Genomic DNA, 16,191 nt, shown 5'->3' on the forward strand with positions numbered 1-16,191 from the left:
CAAGCCACACCTCACCCGGAGGTCCTCCCTACGTCAACGACCGCCCGGCAGTGTCACCAACGTCCTGGCTGAGTACACCTAGCCGCGAGTCCAGGTCGAGCCGGCCCTCGTCGACCAGACGCATGACGGCGGCCGTGGTCGCCTCGACCTTGGTGATCGAGGCCATGTCGAAGATCGTGTCCACCGTCGCGGGCCGCGGCTCGGCCAGCAGGTCGGCGCCGTCGTGCGTTTGCGCGTCCCCGAAGGCCTTCTCGTAGACCACCTGTCCCCGGTGCGCCACGAGCGCGACGGCGCCGGTGTACCGGTCAGTGTCCTCCAGGCCGAGCCGGCTCTCCACCGCCGCGTCGATCCGCGCGAGCACCGCCGGATCCACCCCGACGTCCGAAGGGTCGACGTCGACGAGCTCGGGGAAGTCGACGCTCACGTACGCGTCCCCGCGCACCAGCCGCACCTCCACCGTGTTCTCCCCCGCCTCCACCATCTGCGACACGTCGACGACGGCGTCCCTCCCGCGGGCGAGCGCGGCCGTGGCACCCGGCACCACCTCACCGTTGACGCGCACCTGCCCCGCCGCCCGGCCCTCGGCCGCCACGCGCAGCGTCGCGTGGCCGTGCGGGGAGTAGAACGTCCCGCTCTGCTCGTCCTTGTCCCGCGGCTCGACGGACAGGCTGAGCACCACCTGTCCCTCGGGCGGCGCGTCGGTCTCAGCCACCGCAGGTGCGCCTATCGCGAGCGCCAGTGCCGGTACCGCGAGCAGTGCCACCGCTCGCGCCGTCGTCGGTCGTGTCAGCCTCATCGCTTCCCCCTTGGTCCGGGCGTCCGCCGGCCGGCGGCGCCGTCATCTCACCGCGCCGGCTCGGCACGGCTCTCCGCGAGCAGCAGCGGCATCCGCCCGCCCTCGCGCTGCGCCACGTGGCACGCCACCGGGTGCGGCGTCCCCGCGTCGGTCAGCGGCGGCACCTGCGCCACGCACACGTCCTCGCGCAGCGGGCAGCGCGGGTGGAAGGTGCAGCCGCTCGGCGGGTCGGCCGGGTTGGGCACCTCCCCCACCACCGTCGCCGAGATCGGCTGCGCGACGCTCGGGTCGGGCACCGGCACCGCCCCGCGCAGGCCGTGGGTGTAGGGGTGCAGCGGCTCGTCGAGCGCTGGCTTCCACGGCCCGATCTCCACCACCTTGCCGAGGTACATGACCCCGACGTCGTCGCTGATCTGCCGCACCATCGCGACGTCGTGGCTGATGAAGACGTAGGAGAGGTCGAGCTCGTCGCGCAGCCGCACGAGCAGGTTCATCACCTTCGCCCGCACGGACACATCAAGGGGGAGACCCGCTTGAAGAGCAGCGCCGATCCTGTCCCGTACCTGAGTCCACCCGTCCAACACCTGTCGCCCACGTGCTACGTTGACGCCACAACCACCAAGGAAGGACGAACCATGGCACAGACCTGTTGTCGCTGCCCTGGCTTCGTTCCGCCCGGGCCGCCGCATGCTGCATAGCTGACGCACCCGCATCCGAACGAGGCACGAGTCCGTGCCTCGTTTTTTTGTGCCCACAACTCGCGAAAGAACCGTCGTGACCAGCACACCGCACCACCCGCCGTCGTCGTCCTCGCCGTTCGGGGCTGCCGCCCGATGATCACCCTCGACGGCGTCTCCAAGCGCTACGTCACCAAGAACGGCACCGTCGACGCGCTCGTCGACGTCTCCCTCGACGTCGACCAGGGCGACGTGTACGGCATCATCGGCTTCTCCGGCGCTGGCAAGTCCACCCTCCTGCGGATGGTCAACCAGCTCGAGACGCCGGACGCCGGCACGGTGAACGTCAACGGCCAGGACCTCACCGCGATGTCCTCCCGTGAGCTGCGCCGCCAGCGCCGCGACATCGGCATGGTCTTCCAGCAGTTCAACCTCCTGGAGACCAAGACGGTCTACCGCAACGTCGCCATGCCGCTCCTCATCCAGGGCGCGTCCAAGGCCGAGATCGACCGCCGGGTGGACGAGGTGCTCAAGATCGTCGAGCTCGAGGACAAGCGCAATGCCAGCATCCGCCAGCTCTCCGGTGGGCAGAAGCAGCGCGTCGGCATCGCCCGCGCCCTCACCACCCAACCCTCGATCCTCCTGTGCGACGAGGCCACCAGCGCCCTGGACCCCAAGACCACCGAGTCGATCCTCGCGCTGCTCAAGAAGATCAATCGCGAGATGGGCGTGACGATCCTGCTCATCACCCACCAAATGCACGTCATCCAGCGCATCTGCACCAAGGTCGCCGTCATGGAGGCCGGCCGGATCGTCGAGCGCGGCAACGTCCTCGACGTCTTCACCCGCCCCCGCGAGTCCATCACCCAGGACTTCGTCCGCACCGTCGTCAACGACCAGATCCCCGAGCCGCTGCTCGAGATGGTCCAGGCCGAGACCCGCCCTCAGGAGCTGCTGCGCCTGCGATTCGTCGGGGACACCGTCCGCCAGCCGCTGCTCGCGTCCCTCAGCCGGATCGAGGGCCTGGAGGTCAACATCCTCGGCGCCACCGTCGAGGAGCTGCAGGAGTCGGTCCTGTGCCTGTTCCTCGTCCAGCTCATCGGCGGCCCCGAACCCGTCCGCCGCGCAGAACTGCTGCTCGATGACGCAGGGATCCTGCGAGAGAGGATCGCCGCCTGATGGACCAGGAGATCTTCGGCGTCACCGTCGACCGGCTGATCCTGGCCGGTGTCCAGACCGTCTACATGCTCGGCTGGGGCATGCTCTTCGGCACGCTCGTCGGCATCGGGCTCGCCCTCGCGCTCGTGCTGAGCCGCCGCGGCGGGCTCATGGAGAACCGCGTCACCTACGCCGCGGTCAACGTGACGATCAACGTCGTCCGCTCCATCCCCTTCATCATCCTGCTCGTCGCGATGATGCCGATTACCCGCGCGATCGTCGGCACGAGCGTCGGCAGCCGCGCCGCCCTCGTCCCGCTCATCGTCTACATCGCGCCGTTCATCGCGCGCATGGTCGAGGCCAGCCTGCTCGAGGTCTCCCCCGGCGTCCTCGAGGCCGCCAAGGCCATGGGCGCGAGCAACGCCCAGATCGTGCGCCGCTTCCTCCTGCCCGAGGCCTACAGCTCCATCGTCCTGGCGCTCACCACGAGCGTCGTCGGGCTCCTCGGCGCCACCGCCATGGCCGGCTACGGCGGTGGTGGCGGCGTCGGCGACCTCGCCCTCACCTACGGCCGTGAACGCTTCAACACCCCGCTCATGGTGTTCACCGTCGTCATCCTCGTCATCTTCGTCCAGCTCATGCAGGCGGCAGGCAACTACCTGTCCCGCCGCCTGCGCGATCCCCGCTGACTCCCCGAAAGGCACTCCCCCGCATGAAGAAGTTCCGCACCCTCGCCCTGGCGCTGCCGTTCGCGCTCCTCCTCGGCGCCTGCGCCGAGCCCGGCTCGAGCGACTCCGCCGATACCGACTCCGCCTCGGGCGACAACACGACCATCACCTACAGCAAGTCCCAGGGCCCGTACACCGAGCTCTTCGAGGACGCCGTCGCCCCCATCCTCGAGGAGCAGGGCTACACGCTGCAGGCCCAGGACGTCTCCGACCTCCTCACCGCCGACATCGCCCTCAACGACGGCGACGTCGACTTCAACGTCGAGCAGCACACCGCCTACCTCGAGACCTTCAACGCCGAGAACGACGGCGACCTCGTGCCGATCAGCCCGATCCCCACGGTCCCCGCGGGCATCTACTCCGACAACCACGAGACGCTCGAGGAGGTGCCCGACGGCGCCACCGTCGCCGTCCCCAACGACGCCTCGAACATGGCGCGCGCCTACCTGCTGCTCGAGAAGATCGGCTGGATCGAGCTCGACGAGAACGCCGACCGCACTATGCTCACCCAGGCCGACATCGTCGCCAACCCGCACAATCTCGAGATCACCGAGATGCGCTCGCTCACCATCCCGCCCGCGAGCGTGGACTTCGACTACATCGTCATCACCGGCTCCATCGTCTACAACGCCGGCATCGACCCCTCGACGGCGCTGGCGACCGAGGACATCCTCGACCACCTCGTCCTCCAGGTCGTCGTCAAGGAGGAGAACGCCGACACCGAGTGGGCCCAGGCCATCGTCGATGCCTACCACTCCGAGGAGTTCGCCACCTACATGGAGGAGAACAACGACGGCCTGTGGTGGATCCCGGAGGAGCTGCAGTCCTGAGCTTCCTCTAGAACCGCACTACGACGGCGCACCCGCCTGGCAGGGAAGGTGCGCCGTCGTCGTCGGTAGCGGCGCCCGCCGGCCCTCCGTCAGGGCAGCCCCGCACCTCGCCGAGCCTCCTCGATCTCCGCGCCGACACATGCCTCGCGTTCCAGCCGAGTACGCTCGCCATACCAACGAGGCGGCATGGCAGTCCGCAAAGTGGCGATCACTCTTCCGGAAGAGCTCTACGAACTCGTCGAGCGGGCGCGAGTGGTTGAGCACAGGAGCAGGTCGGAGGTCATCCAGGAGGCCCTGCGCACGCACTTCGGCGAGGCCGTCTATCGCCCCAGCGAGGCCGAGCGGGCCGCGCTCATCGCGGGGCTTGAGGAGGCGCATGTAGACCCCACGTCGGTCAGGGAATGGTCTGACGTACGGCCGCAGCTGAGGGCGCGTCGTTGAGGATCCGCCTCACTGCGCACGCCGTCGTCGACCTCGAAAGTGCTCGCGACGACTACTCCGCGATCGACCAGGAGCTGGGCCACCGGTTCCTGAGCGATGTCGACGCCGCGATGGAGCGCCTCGAGACCTTTCCCGACGGCGCCCCACCCGTCGAGGGTTTCGCTGATCTGCGCAGGGCCCGGCTGCGACACTTCCCCTACGGAATCTTCTACCAACGCCTCCCCTCAGGGGACGGTCTCCGCGTCGTGCGCGTGGTGCACGCTCGCCGCGACCACCCGCCGGCTGTTGAGCTGTCCGACTGACACGACAGCCGCCGCCCCAGCCGACGGTGATGTGGGGTCCAGCGAGCGCGTCGTCGGGCGGGTCGGCAGGCCTGCGCAGTCGAGCTCCTCCTGGAGGCGCGGCCGACGACGGTGAGTCTCGCGCATCTCGGCCACAAACCGGGTACGAGGACGTGCGTCCGCCGGCGTAGACGGCAGCATGGGTTCGTGATCGGCCACTCCCCCTGGACCCCTCAGACACCTGACGACCCCGCGCTCACGGCCCTGCTCGACGACGCCCGCGTCGCCGCCGGTGACCCGGTCGCCGCCCTGGCGCTGGCCGATCGAGCGGCCGCCGTCCTCCCGCTGCCCGGCAGCGGACGGACCGCGCAGCTCTGGCGCGGCCTGGCCGAGCTGGCCGCCGTCGACCTCACCGTCGCCCGCGCCCTGGAGCCGCACCTGGACGCCGTCGCGATCCTCGCCCAGGCCACCGAGGCGGGGTACGCGGTGCCGCAGCCCGCCGGCACGTGGGGCGTCTACGCCGCCGAGGGCCCCGGCGCCCGGCTGGAGGCGCGCGACACGGGAGAGGGCCGGCTGCTCCTCACCGGCCGCAAGCCCTGGTGCTCCCTCGCCGAGCACGTCGGCTCCGCCCTCGTCACCGCCTGGCTCGACGACGCCCTGGCCGCGGTCGACCTGTCCGGGGTCGAGCTCCTCGACGAGCCGTGGGTCGCGCGCGGCCTGCCCGCCGTCCGCTCCACCGGGCTGCAGCTCACCGAGGTGCCGGCCGTACCGGTGGGCGCGCCGGGCTGGTACCTCTCGCGTCCCGGGTTCGCCTGGGGCGGCCTCGGGGTGGCCGCCTGCTGGCTCGGCGGGGCGATGGGCCTGGCCCGCCGGATGCGCCGGGGTGCGCTCGAGCGCCAGCCCGACCCGATCGGCCTGTCGCTGCTCGGCCAGGTCGACACCCAGCTCACCGCCGCGGCCGCCGTGCTCACCGAGGCCGCCACCGCCGTGGACGCCGGACTCGTCCAGGGCGAGCACGCCTGGGCCCGGTCCGTGCGGGTGCGGCACGTCGTCCACGACGCCTGCGAGGCGGTGCTCGCGCTGGCCGCCCACGCGCTGGGTCCCGGGCCGCTGGCCGGCGAGGAGGAGCACGCCGCCCGGGTGGCGGACCTGCAGCTGTACCTGCGGCAGCACAAGGCCGAGCGGGACGCCGCCGTCGTCGGCCGCGCCGTCGTTGACGGGATGCCGGTGACGTGGAGCTGACGCCCTTCGGAGACCCCGTCACCGACGAGGCCCGGTGGGCGCAGGACCCACGGTGGCGCGACACCGTGCCCGTCGACCTCACCGGCACCGGGCACCTCGTCGTCGTCGCCGCCCATCCCGACGACGAGACCCTCGCCCTCGGTGGGCTGCTCGCCGGCCTGCCCACCGACGTCGTCGTCGACGTCGTCGTCGCCACCGACGGCAACGCCTCCCACCCCGACTCCCCGACCCACACCCCCGCCCACCTCGCCCGCATCCGCCGGGCGGAGGCGGCGGACGCCGTCGGCCTGCTGGCGCCGCACGCCCGCCTCCACCTCCTCGGCCTGCCCGACGGCGGCCTCACCGGTGCGCAGGACGAGCTCACCGCCGCGCTGGTCCGCCTGGTGCGGCCCGGCGCGAGCGTGCTCCTCGCCCCGTACCGGCACGACGGCCATCCCGACCACGACGCCGCCGGACGCGCCGCAGCGGCCGCCGCGTGGCGCACGGACACCCGCGTGCTGGAGTACCCGGTGTGGCTGTGGCACTGGCAGGGCCCCGATGCCCTGCCGTGGTCAGCGGCCCGCCGGATCGACCTCCGCCCGGAGGCGCGTGAGCGCAAGTCCCGCGCCGTCGCCGCCCACCACTCCCAGGTCGCGCCACTGTCCGACCAGCCCGGGGACGAGGTGCTGCTGCCCGCCGGTGTCCTCGCCCACTTCGCCCGGCCGTGGGAGACGCTGCTGGTCGCCGAGCCGGGCGAGGACAGCCCCTTCGAGCCGCTCCACGCCGAGCAGGCCGACCCGTGGCAGGTGCGGACCAGCTGGTACGAGCGCCGCAAGCGCGCCCTGACCCTCGCGATGCTCCCGCACGAGCGGTACGCCGTGGGCGTGGAGATCGGCTGCTCCGTCGGCGCCCTCGCCGAGGACCTCCTCACGCGGTGCGGGACGGTCGTGGCCGTCGACGAGTCCCCCGCGGCGCTCGCCCGCGTCCCCGGCTCCGCCCGGCTCCGCACGGTGCAGGCCTCCCTGCCGGAGGACTGGCCGCTGCTGGAGGAGCACCTCACCGGCGCCGTCGACCTCGCGGTCCTCTCGGAGGTGGGCTACTTCCTCTCCCCCGGCCGGCTGCGCGCCCTGGCCGAGCGAGCCGCGGAGCTGGTCAGCGGCGCGCCGGTCGGGACCGTGCTCGCCTGCCACTGGCGGCACGAGATCGTCGGGTGGCCGCTGGTCGGCGACGACGTGCACGCCCTGCTCGAGGACGTGCTGGTGACCGCGGGTCTGCGCCGGCACAGCCACCTCGTCGAGGACGACGTCGTGCTCACCGCGTGGTGCGTGTGAGGATGCCGACGTGCTGCCCCGCGACGTGACCGCCGACCGTCCCGTCCTCGCGGGAGTCGTCGTGGTCGTGCCCGCGCGGGACGAGGAGGAGGAGATCGCCGGCTGCCTGCGGAGCGTCGCGACGGCCGCCCGCCGGGTGGACCGGCCCGTCGTCGTCACCGTCGTCCTCCACCGGTGCACGGACCGCACCGCCGAGGAGGTCGCGCACGTCGCCCACGCACACCCGGACGTCCACTGGGTCACCGTGGAGAGCGACGCCGGCAGCCTGGGCGGTGCACGCGGCGACGGCGTCGCCGCCGGCCGCGCCCACGACGCGCTCGCGCACCTGTCCCCCACCACCCTGTGGCTGGCGAGCACCGACGCCGACTCCCGCGTGCCGGACGGTTGGCTGACCGAGCAGCGGACCCTCGCCGACCGCGGGCTCGACCTCGTGCTCGGCACCGTCGAGCCCCGCGACGACGGGTCGGAGGCGGCCACGCTGTGGCACGCCCAGCACCACCTCACCGAGGGGCACCTGGGCATCCACGGCGCCAACCTCGGCGTGCGGCTGTCCGCGTACGATGCCGCCGGCGGCTTCCCCGCGCTCGACGACGGCGAGGACGTCCAGCTCACGCACGCCGTCCGGGACGTGGCAGGGGCGCCGTGGACGAGCACCGACCGCACCCGAGTCCTCACTTCCTCCCGGCGCCAGGGGCGTGCCGGCCGCGGCTTCGCCGGCTTCCTGCGGCGCCTGGACGACGCCGTCGCGACCTTCGGCGCCACCTCCGAGCTCCAGGACCGGCTGCGCGCCCAGCTGCTCCGCCTCGCCCAGGAGCGTGGCCCGGACAAGACGCTGTGCCCCTCCGAGTCGGCCGGAGCGGTCGATCCCGCGCGTCGTCGGGAGCTGACACCCGTGGCCCGTGCGGTCGCCTCCACGCTGGCCGACGAGGGCCTCCTCGTGGTCACCCAGAAGGGCGTCCCGGTCGACGGGCGCACGGCCGTGGGGCCGGTGCGAGTGGGACTCCCGCCCGCAGAGATGAGCACCTGAGCGCGGCCTCGTGCTCCGCAGCCGCGCAGACCCCATGATGGAGCGGTGGAGAGCCTCCCGCTCCGTTCCGCGCGCGGGCGCTGGGTGGTGGTCGCCGCGACGCTCGCGTCGGCGATCGCCTTCCTCGACGGCACCGTCGTCAACGTCGCGCTGCGCCCCATCGCGCTGGACCTCGGCGCGACGCTCGTCGACCTGCAGTGGGTCGTCAACGCCTACATGCTGGCCCTGGCCTCGCTCATCCTCGTGGGCGGTTCGCTCGGGGACCGGCTGGGCCGGCGGCGGGTCTTCGTCGTCGGGATCGTATGGTTCGGTCTCGCCTCGGTGGCCTGCGGCCTGGCGCAGGGCACCGAGCAGCTCATCCTCGCCCGCGGCGTGCAGGGCATCGGGGCCGCGCTCCTCACCCCGGGAAGCCTCGCCCTCATCCAGTCGCTCATCGCCGAGGAGGACCGGGCCCGGGCCATCGGGTACTGGTCGGCCTGGTCGGGGGTGGCCGGCGCCGTCGGGCCGCTGCTCGGGGGCTGGCTCGTGGAGACGCTGTCGTGGCGATGGGTCTTCTTCATCAACGTGCCGGTCGCCGCGCTCGTCGTCGTCATCGCGGTGCTGCGGGTGCCCGAGTCGAGGCCGCCGGCCGTGCGCGGCCGCTTCGACGTCCCCGGCGCGGCGCTCGGCGTCGTCGCCCTCGGCGGCACCACCGTCGCCCTCATCCAGGGCGCGTGGATGGCGGCGGCCGTCGGGGCGGTGGCCGCGGCGGCCTTCGTCGCGGTCGAGGCGCGCACGCGTCACCCCATGGTCCCGCTGGCGCTCTTCGCCCACCGGACGTTCTCGGTGGTCAACGTCGCGACGTTCCTCATCTACGCGGCGCTCGGCGCGGTGATGTTCTTCCTCGTGCTCCACCTCCAGGTGGTCGCCGGGTACAGCCCGCTCGCCGCCGGGGCCGCGACGATCCCGTTCACGCTGCTCCTGCTCGTCTTCTCCCCGCGCGTGGGCACGCTGCTCGACCGCCTCGGTCCGCGCCCGCTCATGACGCTCGGTTCGGCGGTCGCCGCCGTCGGGGTCGCGCTCCTCACCGGCATCCCCGACGACGGCGCCTCCTACCTCGCCGACGTCCTGCCCGGCGTCCTCGTCTTCGGCGCGGGGATCACACTGCTCGTCACGCCGCTGACGGCCACCGTCCTCGCCGCCGCGCCCGCGGAGCACGTGGGCCTGGCGAGCGGCGTCAACAACGCCGTCGCCCGCGCGGCTGGGCTGCTGTCCGTCGCTGCGCTGCCTGCTCTCGTCGGTCTCGACGGCGAGCTGGCGCCCGACACCTTCGGCGCGGGCTACGTCGCGGCCATGTGGTGGTGCGCGGGGCTCCTTCTCCTCGGGGCCGCGGTGTCCGGGGTGCTCCTGCCGGGGAGGCGCACGCGTGCCGCGGACGTCGTCGCGTAGCGCGTGGCCTCCCCGCTGCCGCACCCGCTCTGCTTGAGCGCCGGCCGCGCCGCTGGTCCCGCAGGAGCGATCCGTGCCACGCCGCGCCGGCCTCGGCGGCGTTGTGGGTCTCCCACACCACCATGTCCTCGAGGCCGATCCCATCGGGTGGGGCTGCCGCCGGCCCCGTTGCGGTACCCCCGCTACCGGGCGTCCGACTCCGCGAACAGCTTCGTCTCCCGCCACCGGCCGAAGCGGTAGTAGAGGAACGCGAAGGCGCTGCTGACGATGAAGCTCGCTCCCATGCCCAGGGCGATGCCGCTCTCCCCGAAGAGGCCGGCGAACAGCGAGGTGAGCGGGAAGCGCAGCACCCAGAAGGAGACGATGTTGAGCACGAGCACCTGGTACATCGCTCCGGACGCCCGCACCACCCCGTTGAGGACGAAGTTGATCCCGAGGAACGGATAGCACAGCGCGACGATGCGCAGGTACTGAGTACCGAACTCGACGGCGTCGGGCTCGCGGACGAACAGCGAGACCGCCGGCCGGGCGAGGGCCACGACGAGCAGGGCGACCGCCGTCATGATCGCGAGGTTGTACACGACGCCCACGCGGGAGATGCGGCCCACCCGGCCCCAGTTCCCCGTGCCGATGTTCTGCCCGGCCATGCTCGCCACCGAGATCCCCAGCGCCTGCGCCGGGAGCATGATGAGCGAGTCGATCCGCTGCGCCGCACCGAAGCCGGCGAGGACGGCGGAGCCGAAACCGGTGACCACGCTCGTGATCGCCGCCGACCCCGCCGAGATCACCGCCATCTGCAACCCCGCCGGGATCCCCAGACGCAGGATCGTGCGCGCCTCGGGCCACGCGGGCAGGGTGGGCCAGCGCAACGGGACCATCCGCCGTCGGGCCACGTACACGAGGCCGTAGCCGAACGCGATCCCCTGCGACAGCACGGTCGCGACGGCGGCGCCGCGCACGCCCAGCCCGAGCACGTGGATGAAGAGCGGGTCGAGGACGACGTTGAGCAGCACCGCGACCAGCACGAAGCGCATGGGCGTGCGGCTGTCCCCCACCGCCCGCAGCACGGTGCTGAGGAAGTTGTACCCGAAGAGGAACGGGATCCCGAGGAAGGTGATCTGCAGGTACTCCTGCGCCGGCGTCACGATCGACTCCGGCGTCCCGAGGAGCCCGAGCAGGCTCCCGGAGAACGCGTAGCCGAGGCCGCCGAGCACCACGGACAGGAGGAGCAGCGTGACGACGAAGGCGTTGAGGTAGCGCTCCAGGCCGCGCTCGTCCCCGCGGCCCTTCTGCTGGGACAAGATCGTCAGGGCGGCGTTGTTCAACCCGATGACAAAGGACAGCGCCGTGAAGACGATGACGGCGGAGACGGCGACGGCGGCGAGCGCGTCCGCGCCGAGCAGGTTCCCGATCCACAGGCTGTCGACGAACTGGAAGGACGTCTGGAGCAGGTTCGCCAGCATGATCGGCGCCGAGAAGGCGACGAGCTGCCGGAAGGTGCTGCCCTGGGTGAAGTCGTGCCCCTGCCCTGTCCGGGTGATGCTCCTCAGCCCCCTCCACAGCGCGCGCGGCCCGGTCCAGGGCCGGCGTCACTATAGGTCAGCGCAGGCCGGGGGGCTCGCGGCGCGCGGCGGCCGCGCGGTGCGCTCAGCGCACCAGTGCCGCAACCTGCCAGACCATCCCGGAGCCCGTGAGAACCTGTCGCATGCCCCGGGCCTCCACGGCGCCGACCATCGCCGTCGGCGGGTGCGCGAACGCGCGGTACTCGCGGCCCAGCAGGCTGGACGTCGCGTTCTGTGCGGCCACGACGGCGCGCGTGGCGACGTTCCGGGGTGGGTGACTGAACGCCAGCCGGCCACGGCAGAGGTCCGCCGCCGCACCCAGCAGCCGCTCAAAGTCGGGGTAGCAGCACACGACGCGGTGGAGGACGACGACGTCGGCCGGCTCGACGTCGTCGGCGTCGGCCGCGATGTCGGTGACGTGTCGGTACGCCCTGCCTGCGACGCCCGCCTCCTCCGCCAGGCGCCTCGCCTCGACGTCGTACGCCGGTGAGAGCTCGAGCGTGGTCGCGCTCGCCGCCCCGCGCCTCAGCAGCTCGATGCCGATCTCGCCGACCCCGCCGCCGATGTCGAGCACCGTGGCCCCGGCGACGCCGTCGGCAGCCAGGAAGTCGACCATCTGCCGCGCGGCCGTGTCGAGACCACGCCGGCGGAACCGCCTCGCCGCGTACCGGGCGAAGCCGGCGCCGAACATCTGGTCGCACCCGTGCGGGTCGCAGCACCCGGCCATGGGCCCAGTCTCCACCCGCAGCCGGCCGGCACGGGCGGGTTCCGCGCACGTCTTATCGCAGGACGCCCAGCACGCCCGGTCGCTCGCCCTGTCCGTAGGCTGGCTGCCATGGCCGAGCTCACCGTCCTCCACAACACCCGCTGCTCCACCTCTCGCCACGCCCTCGATGCCGTCGCGGAGGCGGGGGTCGACGCCAAGGTCGTGCAGTACCTCAAGACGCCGCTGGACCGGGTGCAGCTGCTCGACCTCATCGCCAAGCTCGAGGACCCGCCGGCCGACCTCGTCCGCAAGGACGCGTTCTTCACCGAGCAGGGCCTGTCCGCAGCCGATGTCACGACGGCGGAGCAGGTGGCCGACCTCCTCGTCCAGCATCCGCGGCTCATGCAGCGTCCCGTCCTCGTCCGCGGTGACCGCGCCATCATCGGCCGTCCGAAGGACCGGGTCGCGGCGTTCCTCGCCGAGGGCTGAGGACCGGCGAAGGAGACCAGCGATGACGCCCCCAGCCGACCACGCCGCCTACATTGCCGCCGCGCCCGAGGCCTTCCGGCCCTCACTGGAGCGGCTGCGCGGCCTCCTGGCCCGCGTGCTCCCGGACGCGGAGGAGATCGTCGCCTACACCATGCCCGGCTTCACCATCGGCGGGACGGTGGTCGCCAGCTATGCGGCGTTCAGCAAGCAGTGCGGGCTCTACGTCCTTCCCGGTGCGATCGCCGACCACGCCGACGAGATCACGGCTGCCGGGCTCAAGGCCACGAAGACGGGCGTCACCTTCACGCCGCGCAAGCCGATCCCCGACGACCTCGTCGAGCGGCTGGTGAGGGCCTCGCGCGCGGAAGCCGGGGTCTGAAAGAAGGGGAGTGTGGAGACGTTAGATTGATCCACGAGGCGGATCAATCTCACGCCTCCCGCGCACGTATCCCCTGGCCCGCCGAGTCAGACAGCCACCTCGCTGGCAGGAGCGGGCCCGGGTGGCGCGACGCCGTCGTCCGATCGACGAGCACAACGTCGCTGCAGCAGTACCGCCCGCGCGAGCAGCGAACCGGCCGGAGTGGGCGCCTCGAACAACGAGGCGCCCGCGCCGGACCGCCGCCGGCGTTCGCGAACCGGCGGCGGATCCCGCGCTCAGCGGAGGTGGCCTTCAGAAGGTGATCGCCTTGAAGTCCTCCGTCTGCGCCTTGATCCCCCGCTCGGTGGGCAGCCGCTCGATCGAGGACGCCCCGAAGAACCCGACCACGCCCTGCGTGTGGTCCAGGACGTACTGCGCGTCGGCAGGCTCGGCGATGGGACCGCCGTGGCACAGCACGAGGATCTCGGGGTTCACCCGCTTGGCGGCGTCGTGCATCTCCTGCACCCGCGCCGCCGCCTCCTCGAGCGTGAGCGCCGTCTGCGCGCCGATCGTCCCGGAGGTGGTCAGCCCCATGTGCGGGACGAGCACGTCCGCACCCGCCTGCGCCATAGCGGTCGCCTGCTCGGCGTCGAAGACGTACGGGGTGGTGAGCAGTCCGCGCTCGTGGGCAGCCGCGATCATCTCGACCTCCAGCGCGTAGCCCATGCCGGTCTCCTCGAGGTTCTGCCGGAAGACGCCGTCGATGAGCCCCACGGTGGGAAAGTTCTGCACGCCGGTGAAGCCCGCGCGCTTGACGTCGTCGAGGAAACGGCCCATCACCCGGAACGGATCGGTGCCGTTGACACCGGCCAGCACGGGCGTGTCCTTGACGACCGGCAGCACCTCGTTCGCCATCTCCATGACGATCGCGTTCGCGTCACCGTAGGCGAGGAGCCCCGCGAGCGAGCCGCGCCCGGCCATCCGGTAGCGCCCTGAGTTGTAGATGATGATGAGGTCGATCCCGCCGGCCTCCGCTGCCTTGGCGGACAGGCCGGTGCCGGCGCCACCGCCGATGATTGGCCGGTTCGCCTCCACCGACGCCCGTAGCCGCGTGAGTGCATCCTGACGTTCCATGCTGTTCTTCCTTTCCTTGGGTCAGCGGCGAATAAGCGCGTGCAGCGCGTTGGCGGCCGCCGTCCCGAATCCGGGGTCGTTGATGGCGCTGTCGACCTCATGGACGACGACGTCGCTGCCCTCCAGCTCCTGCTTGAGGGCGGCGAAGCACGCGGCGTCCGCGTCGGGGTCGAAGAACGGCCCGCCGTCGACGTCGATCCCTGACACCCCGCGCAGCGGGAGGTAGACCTCGACCGGGCCGGCGGCGCGGACGAGCTTGCGCCCGATGCGCCGGCCGAGCTCCGCCATCTCCTCCGGCGTCGTGCGCATGAGCGTCACGGTGGGGTTGTGCACGATGAAGTTCCGCCCCGCGTACGTCGACGGCACGGTCGCCTCCGGGCCGAAGTTACACATGTCCAGCGCACCGACGCTCACCACCTGGGGCAGGCCGGCCGCCCCCACGGCCTCGAGCCGGTCGGCGCCCGCGGACAGCACCCCGCCGAGCAGGTCGTCGACCAGCTCGGTGGTCGTGAGGTCGAGAACACCATCGAGGAAGCCGTCGGCCGCGAGCGCCTCCATCGCCCGGCCGCCTGCGCCGGTGGCGTGGAAGACCAGCACCTCGTAGCCGAGCTCGGTGAGCCGCCGCCGAGCCTCGTCGACGGCAGGGGTGGTGAGGCCGAACATCGTCGCGCCGATGAGGTGCGGCTCCTCCGGATCCTCCGGGGCTCCGGCGGTCTCGGCATAGGCGGTGGCCATGCCCGCGATGGCGGCGACGGCGTTGCGCAGGATGGACCGCGAGATGCGGTTGATCCCGGCGACGTCCACCACGGACGGCATGATCGTCACGTCCTTGGCTCCCACGTACGGGCCGACGTCGCCCGCCGCCATGGTGGACACGAGCAGCTTGGGCACGCCCACGGGCAGCGCCTGCATCGCCTGCGAGGCGACGGCGGACCCGGACGAGCCTCCGACGCCCAGCAGCCCGTGCAGCGTGCCTTCCGTGTGCAGGCGCTCGACAACGACAGCGGCGCCCTTGCCCATCGTGGTCATCGCCGCGCCGCGGTCCTTCGCGTCTCGGAGTGCACCGAGATCGGCGCCGGCGGCCTCCGCCACCTCAGCCGCGCCGACGTCGGCGATGCCACCGCCGTCGGAGAAGGTCCCGACGTCGATGAGCACCGTCGCGATCCCGCGCGCTGCCAGCGCGTCGCGCAGCCAGATGTACTCCTCACGCTTGGTGTCCAGCGTGCCGACCAGTCCGACGGTCGCCATGTGTTGACCTCCTCGTATCGATGGATGCCCCACTCCATCCTCGGCCCTCATGTGGGCCTCGTGCGGGCAGTTGGTCCCACCAACGGCAACAGGGCCACCCTCCGCCGCCTTGATGCTTGCGTCCTGGCGCCAGCGGCGCCAGACTGGCGCCATGCCGAGCATCCAGATCAAGAACGTCCCCGAGCGCACCCACGCGATCCTGCGTCGACGCGCTGCGGAGTCGCACCAGTCGTTGCAGGAGTACCTGCTCTCCCGGCTCGTGGAGGACGCCGACACGCCCACGCTCGAGGAGGTCCTCGACCGTGCCGGCGGCCGGTCTGGAGGGTCCGTGCCCCTCGCGGACGCCGTCGAGCAGCTCGGGCTCGAACGTGCTCGTCGTTGACGCCAGCGTCCTCGTCACGGCGCTGGCCGACGACGGCCCGGATGGCGACCACGCTCGCTCCCGGCTGCGCGGGGAGCCCCTCGCTGTGCCCGAGCTCGCCGACCTCGAGGTTCTCTCGGTGCTCCGCCGCCAGCTTGCCGCCGGTCACCTCGACGCACGCCGGGCAAGCCTGGCACTGACGGATCTGCGCGACCTTCCCGCGCGCCGGGTTCCTCATCTGCCACTCCTCGAAGGCGTGTGGTCGCTGCGAGCCAACCTGACCGTCTACGACGCCGTTTACGTGGCACTGGCCGATGCGCTCAAGGCCGTCCTCCTCACGGGGGACGGCCGCCTCGCCCGTGCGCCCGGCCTACCGTGCACGATAGAGCTGCTCGCGCGTGGCTAACAGCCCTCC

The 16,191-nt window shown here is 72.3% G+C and carries 19 protein-coding genes; 13 read left to right on the plus strand and 6 right to left on the minus strand.

The features are described from left to right. Positions 1-28: 28 nt before the first annotated feature. Positions 29-796 (minus strand): serine hydrolase domain-containing protein, encoded by a 768-nt coding sequence (locus M3148_RS00220; protein ID WP_251302638.1) that lies wholly within the window; start codon positions 794-796, stop codon positions 29-31. Between the two features lie 47 nt (positions 797-843). Then, the gene (locus M3148_RS18095) at positions 844-1,305 is read right to left on the minus strand and encodes an oligopeptide/dipeptide ABC transporter ATP-binding protein (protein ID WP_251302639.1); all 462 of its coding nucleotides are present in this window, start codon (positions 1,303-1,305) and stop codon (positions 844-846) included. A 324-nt stretch (positions 1,306-1,629) separates the two neighbouring features. Between M3148_RS18095 and M3148_RS00230 the strand changes: the two genes are divergently transcribed. The 9 genes from M3148_RS00230 (at position 1,630) to M3148_RS00270 (ending at position 9,918) form a co-directional block, all read left to right on the plus strand. After that, a complete protein-coding gene (locus M3148_RS00230; protein WP_251302640.1) occupies positions 1,630-2,652 on the plus strand; it encodes a methionine ABC transporter ATP-binding protein in 1,023 nt (340 codons plus the stop codon). Continuing rightward, positions 2,652-3,320 (plus strand): methionine ABC transporter permease, encoded by a 669-nt coding sequence (locus M3148_RS00235; RefSeq protein ID WP_251302641.1) that lies wholly within the window; start codon positions 2,652-2,654, stop codon positions 3,318-3,320. The genes M3148_RS00230 and M3148_RS00235 overlap by 1 nt, the downstream gene beginning before the upstream one ends. 23 nt (positions 3,321-3,343) lie before the next feature. Then, complete coding sequence (locus tag M3148_RS00240; RefSeq protein WP_251302642.1) at positions 3,344-4,189, plus strand: MetQ/NlpA family ABC transporter substrate-binding protein; 846 nt, start codon at positions 3,344-3,346, stop codon at positions 4,187-4,189. Between the two features lie 186 nt (positions 4,190-4,375). Next, complete coding sequence (locus tag M3148_RS00245) at positions 4,376-4,630, plus strand: ribbon-helix-helix protein, CopG family (protein WP_251302643.1); 255 nt, start codon at positions 4,376-4,378, stop codon at positions 4,628-4,630. Beyond that, positions 4,627-4,932, plus strand: coding sequence for a type II toxin-antitoxin system RelE/ParE family toxin (locus tag M3148_RS00250; RefSeq protein WP_251302644.1), 306 nt, complete (start codon positions 4,627-4,629; stop codon positions 4,930-4,932). The genes M3148_RS00245 and M3148_RS00250 overlap by 4 nt, the downstream gene beginning before the upstream one ends. Before the next feature lie 186 nt (positions 4,933-5,118). Further along, on the plus strand, positions 5,119-6,153 hold the full coding sequence (locus tag M3148_RS00255; protein ID WP_251302645.1) for an acyl-CoA dehydrogenase: 1,035 nt from the start codon (positions 5,119-5,121) through the stop codon (positions 6,151-6,153). Beyond that, the gene (locus tag M3148_RS00260) at positions 6,144-7,463 is read left to right on the plus strand and encodes a bifunctional PIG-L family deacetylase/class I SAM-dependent methyltransferase (RefSeq protein ID WP_251302646.1); all 1,320 of its coding nucleotides are present in this window, start codon (positions 6,144-6,146) and stop codon (positions 7,461-7,463) included. Before M3148_RS00255 ends, M3148_RS00260 begins: the two co-directional genes overlap by 10 nt. A 10-nt stretch (positions 7,464-7,473) precedes the next feature. Further along, positions 7,474-8,490: a DUF3253 domain-containing protein gene (locus tag M3148_RS00265; RefSeq protein WP_251302647.1), complete on the plus strand. Its 1,017-nt coding sequence runs from the start codon at positions 7,474-7,476 to the stop codon at positions 8,488-8,490. 45 nt (positions 8,491-8,535) lie between these two features. Beyond that, entirely contained in the window at positions 8,536-9,918 is a 1,383-nt protein-coding gene (locus M3148_RS00270) for an MFS transporter (RefSeq protein WP_251302648.1), read from the plus strand. A 182-nt stretch (positions 9,919-10,100) separates the two neighbouring features. On the opposite strand, the gene M3148_RS00275 is transcribed toward M3148_RS00270, so the two are convergent. Next, positions 10,101-11,381, minus strand: coding sequence for an MATE family efflux transporter (locus M3148_RS00275; protein ID WP_251302649.1), 1,281 nt, complete (start codon positions 11,379-11,381; stop codon positions 10,101-10,103). Positions 11,382-11,565: 184 nt separating this feature from the next. Further along, complete coding sequence (locus tag M3148_RS00280; protein ID WP_251302650.1) at positions 11,566-12,207, minus strand: methyltransferase domain-containing protein; 642 nt, start codon at positions 12,205-12,207, stop codon at positions 11,566-11,568. Between the two features lie 108 nt (positions 12,208-12,315). Between M3148_RS00280 and M3148_RS00285 the strand changes: the two genes are divergently transcribed. Together M3148_RS00285 and M3148_RS00290 are read left to right on the plus strand one after the other, a co-directional pair. After that, positions 12,316-12,675, plus strand: a complete 360-nt coding sequence (locus M3148_RS00285) for an ArsC/Spx/MgsR family protein (protein ID WP_251302651.1) — start codon at positions 12,316-12,318, stop codon at positions 12,673-12,675. Between the two features lie 22 nt (positions 12,676-12,697). Continuing rightward, on the plus strand, positions 12,698-13,054 hold the full coding sequence (locus M3148_RS00290) for an iron chaperone (protein ID WP_251302652.1): 357 nt from the start codon (positions 12,698-12,700) through the stop codon (positions 13,052-13,054). A gap of 291 nt (positions 13,055-13,345) precedes the next feature. Here the strand turns inward: M3148_RS00290 and M3148_RS00295 are convergent, their stop codons facing one another. Next, entirely contained in the window at positions 13,346-14,167 is an 822-nt protein-coding gene (locus M3148_RS00295) for a phosphoenolpyruvate hydrolase family protein (protein WP_251302653.1), read from the minus strand. A 21-nt stretch (positions 14,168-14,188) separates the two neighbouring features. Next, the gene (locus M3148_RS00300; RefSeq protein ID WP_251302654.1) at positions 14,189-15,415 is read right to left on the minus strand and encodes a Tm-1-like ATP-binding domain-containing protein; all 1,227 of its coding nucleotides are present in this window, start codon (positions 15,413-15,415) and stop codon (positions 14,189-14,191) included. Between the two features lie 151 nt (positions 15,416-15,566). Between M3148_RS00300 and M3148_RS00305 the strand changes: the two genes are divergently transcribed. Both M3148_RS00305 and M3148_RS00310 read left to right on the plus strand, forming a co-directional pair. Then, a complete protein-coding gene (locus M3148_RS00305; protein ID WP_251302655.1) occupies positions 15,567-15,797 on the plus strand; it encodes a FitA-like ribbon-helix-helix domain-containing protein in 231 nt (76 codons plus the stop codon). Continuing rightward, on the plus strand, positions 15,784-16,182 hold the full coding sequence (locus M3148_RS00310; RefSeq protein WP_251302656.1) for a type II toxin-antitoxin system VapC family toxin: 399 nt from the start codon (positions 15,784-15,786) through the stop codon (positions 16,180-16,182). The genes M3148_RS00305 and M3148_RS00310 overlap by 14 nt, the downstream gene beginning before the upstream one ends. Positions 16,183-16,191: the final 9 nt, after the last annotated feature.

Source organism: Georgenia satyanarayanai (assembly GCF_023715365.1).
GTDB lineage: Bacteria > Actinomycetota > Actinomycetes > Actinomycetales > Actinomycetaceae > Oceanitalea > Oceanitalea satyanarayanai_B.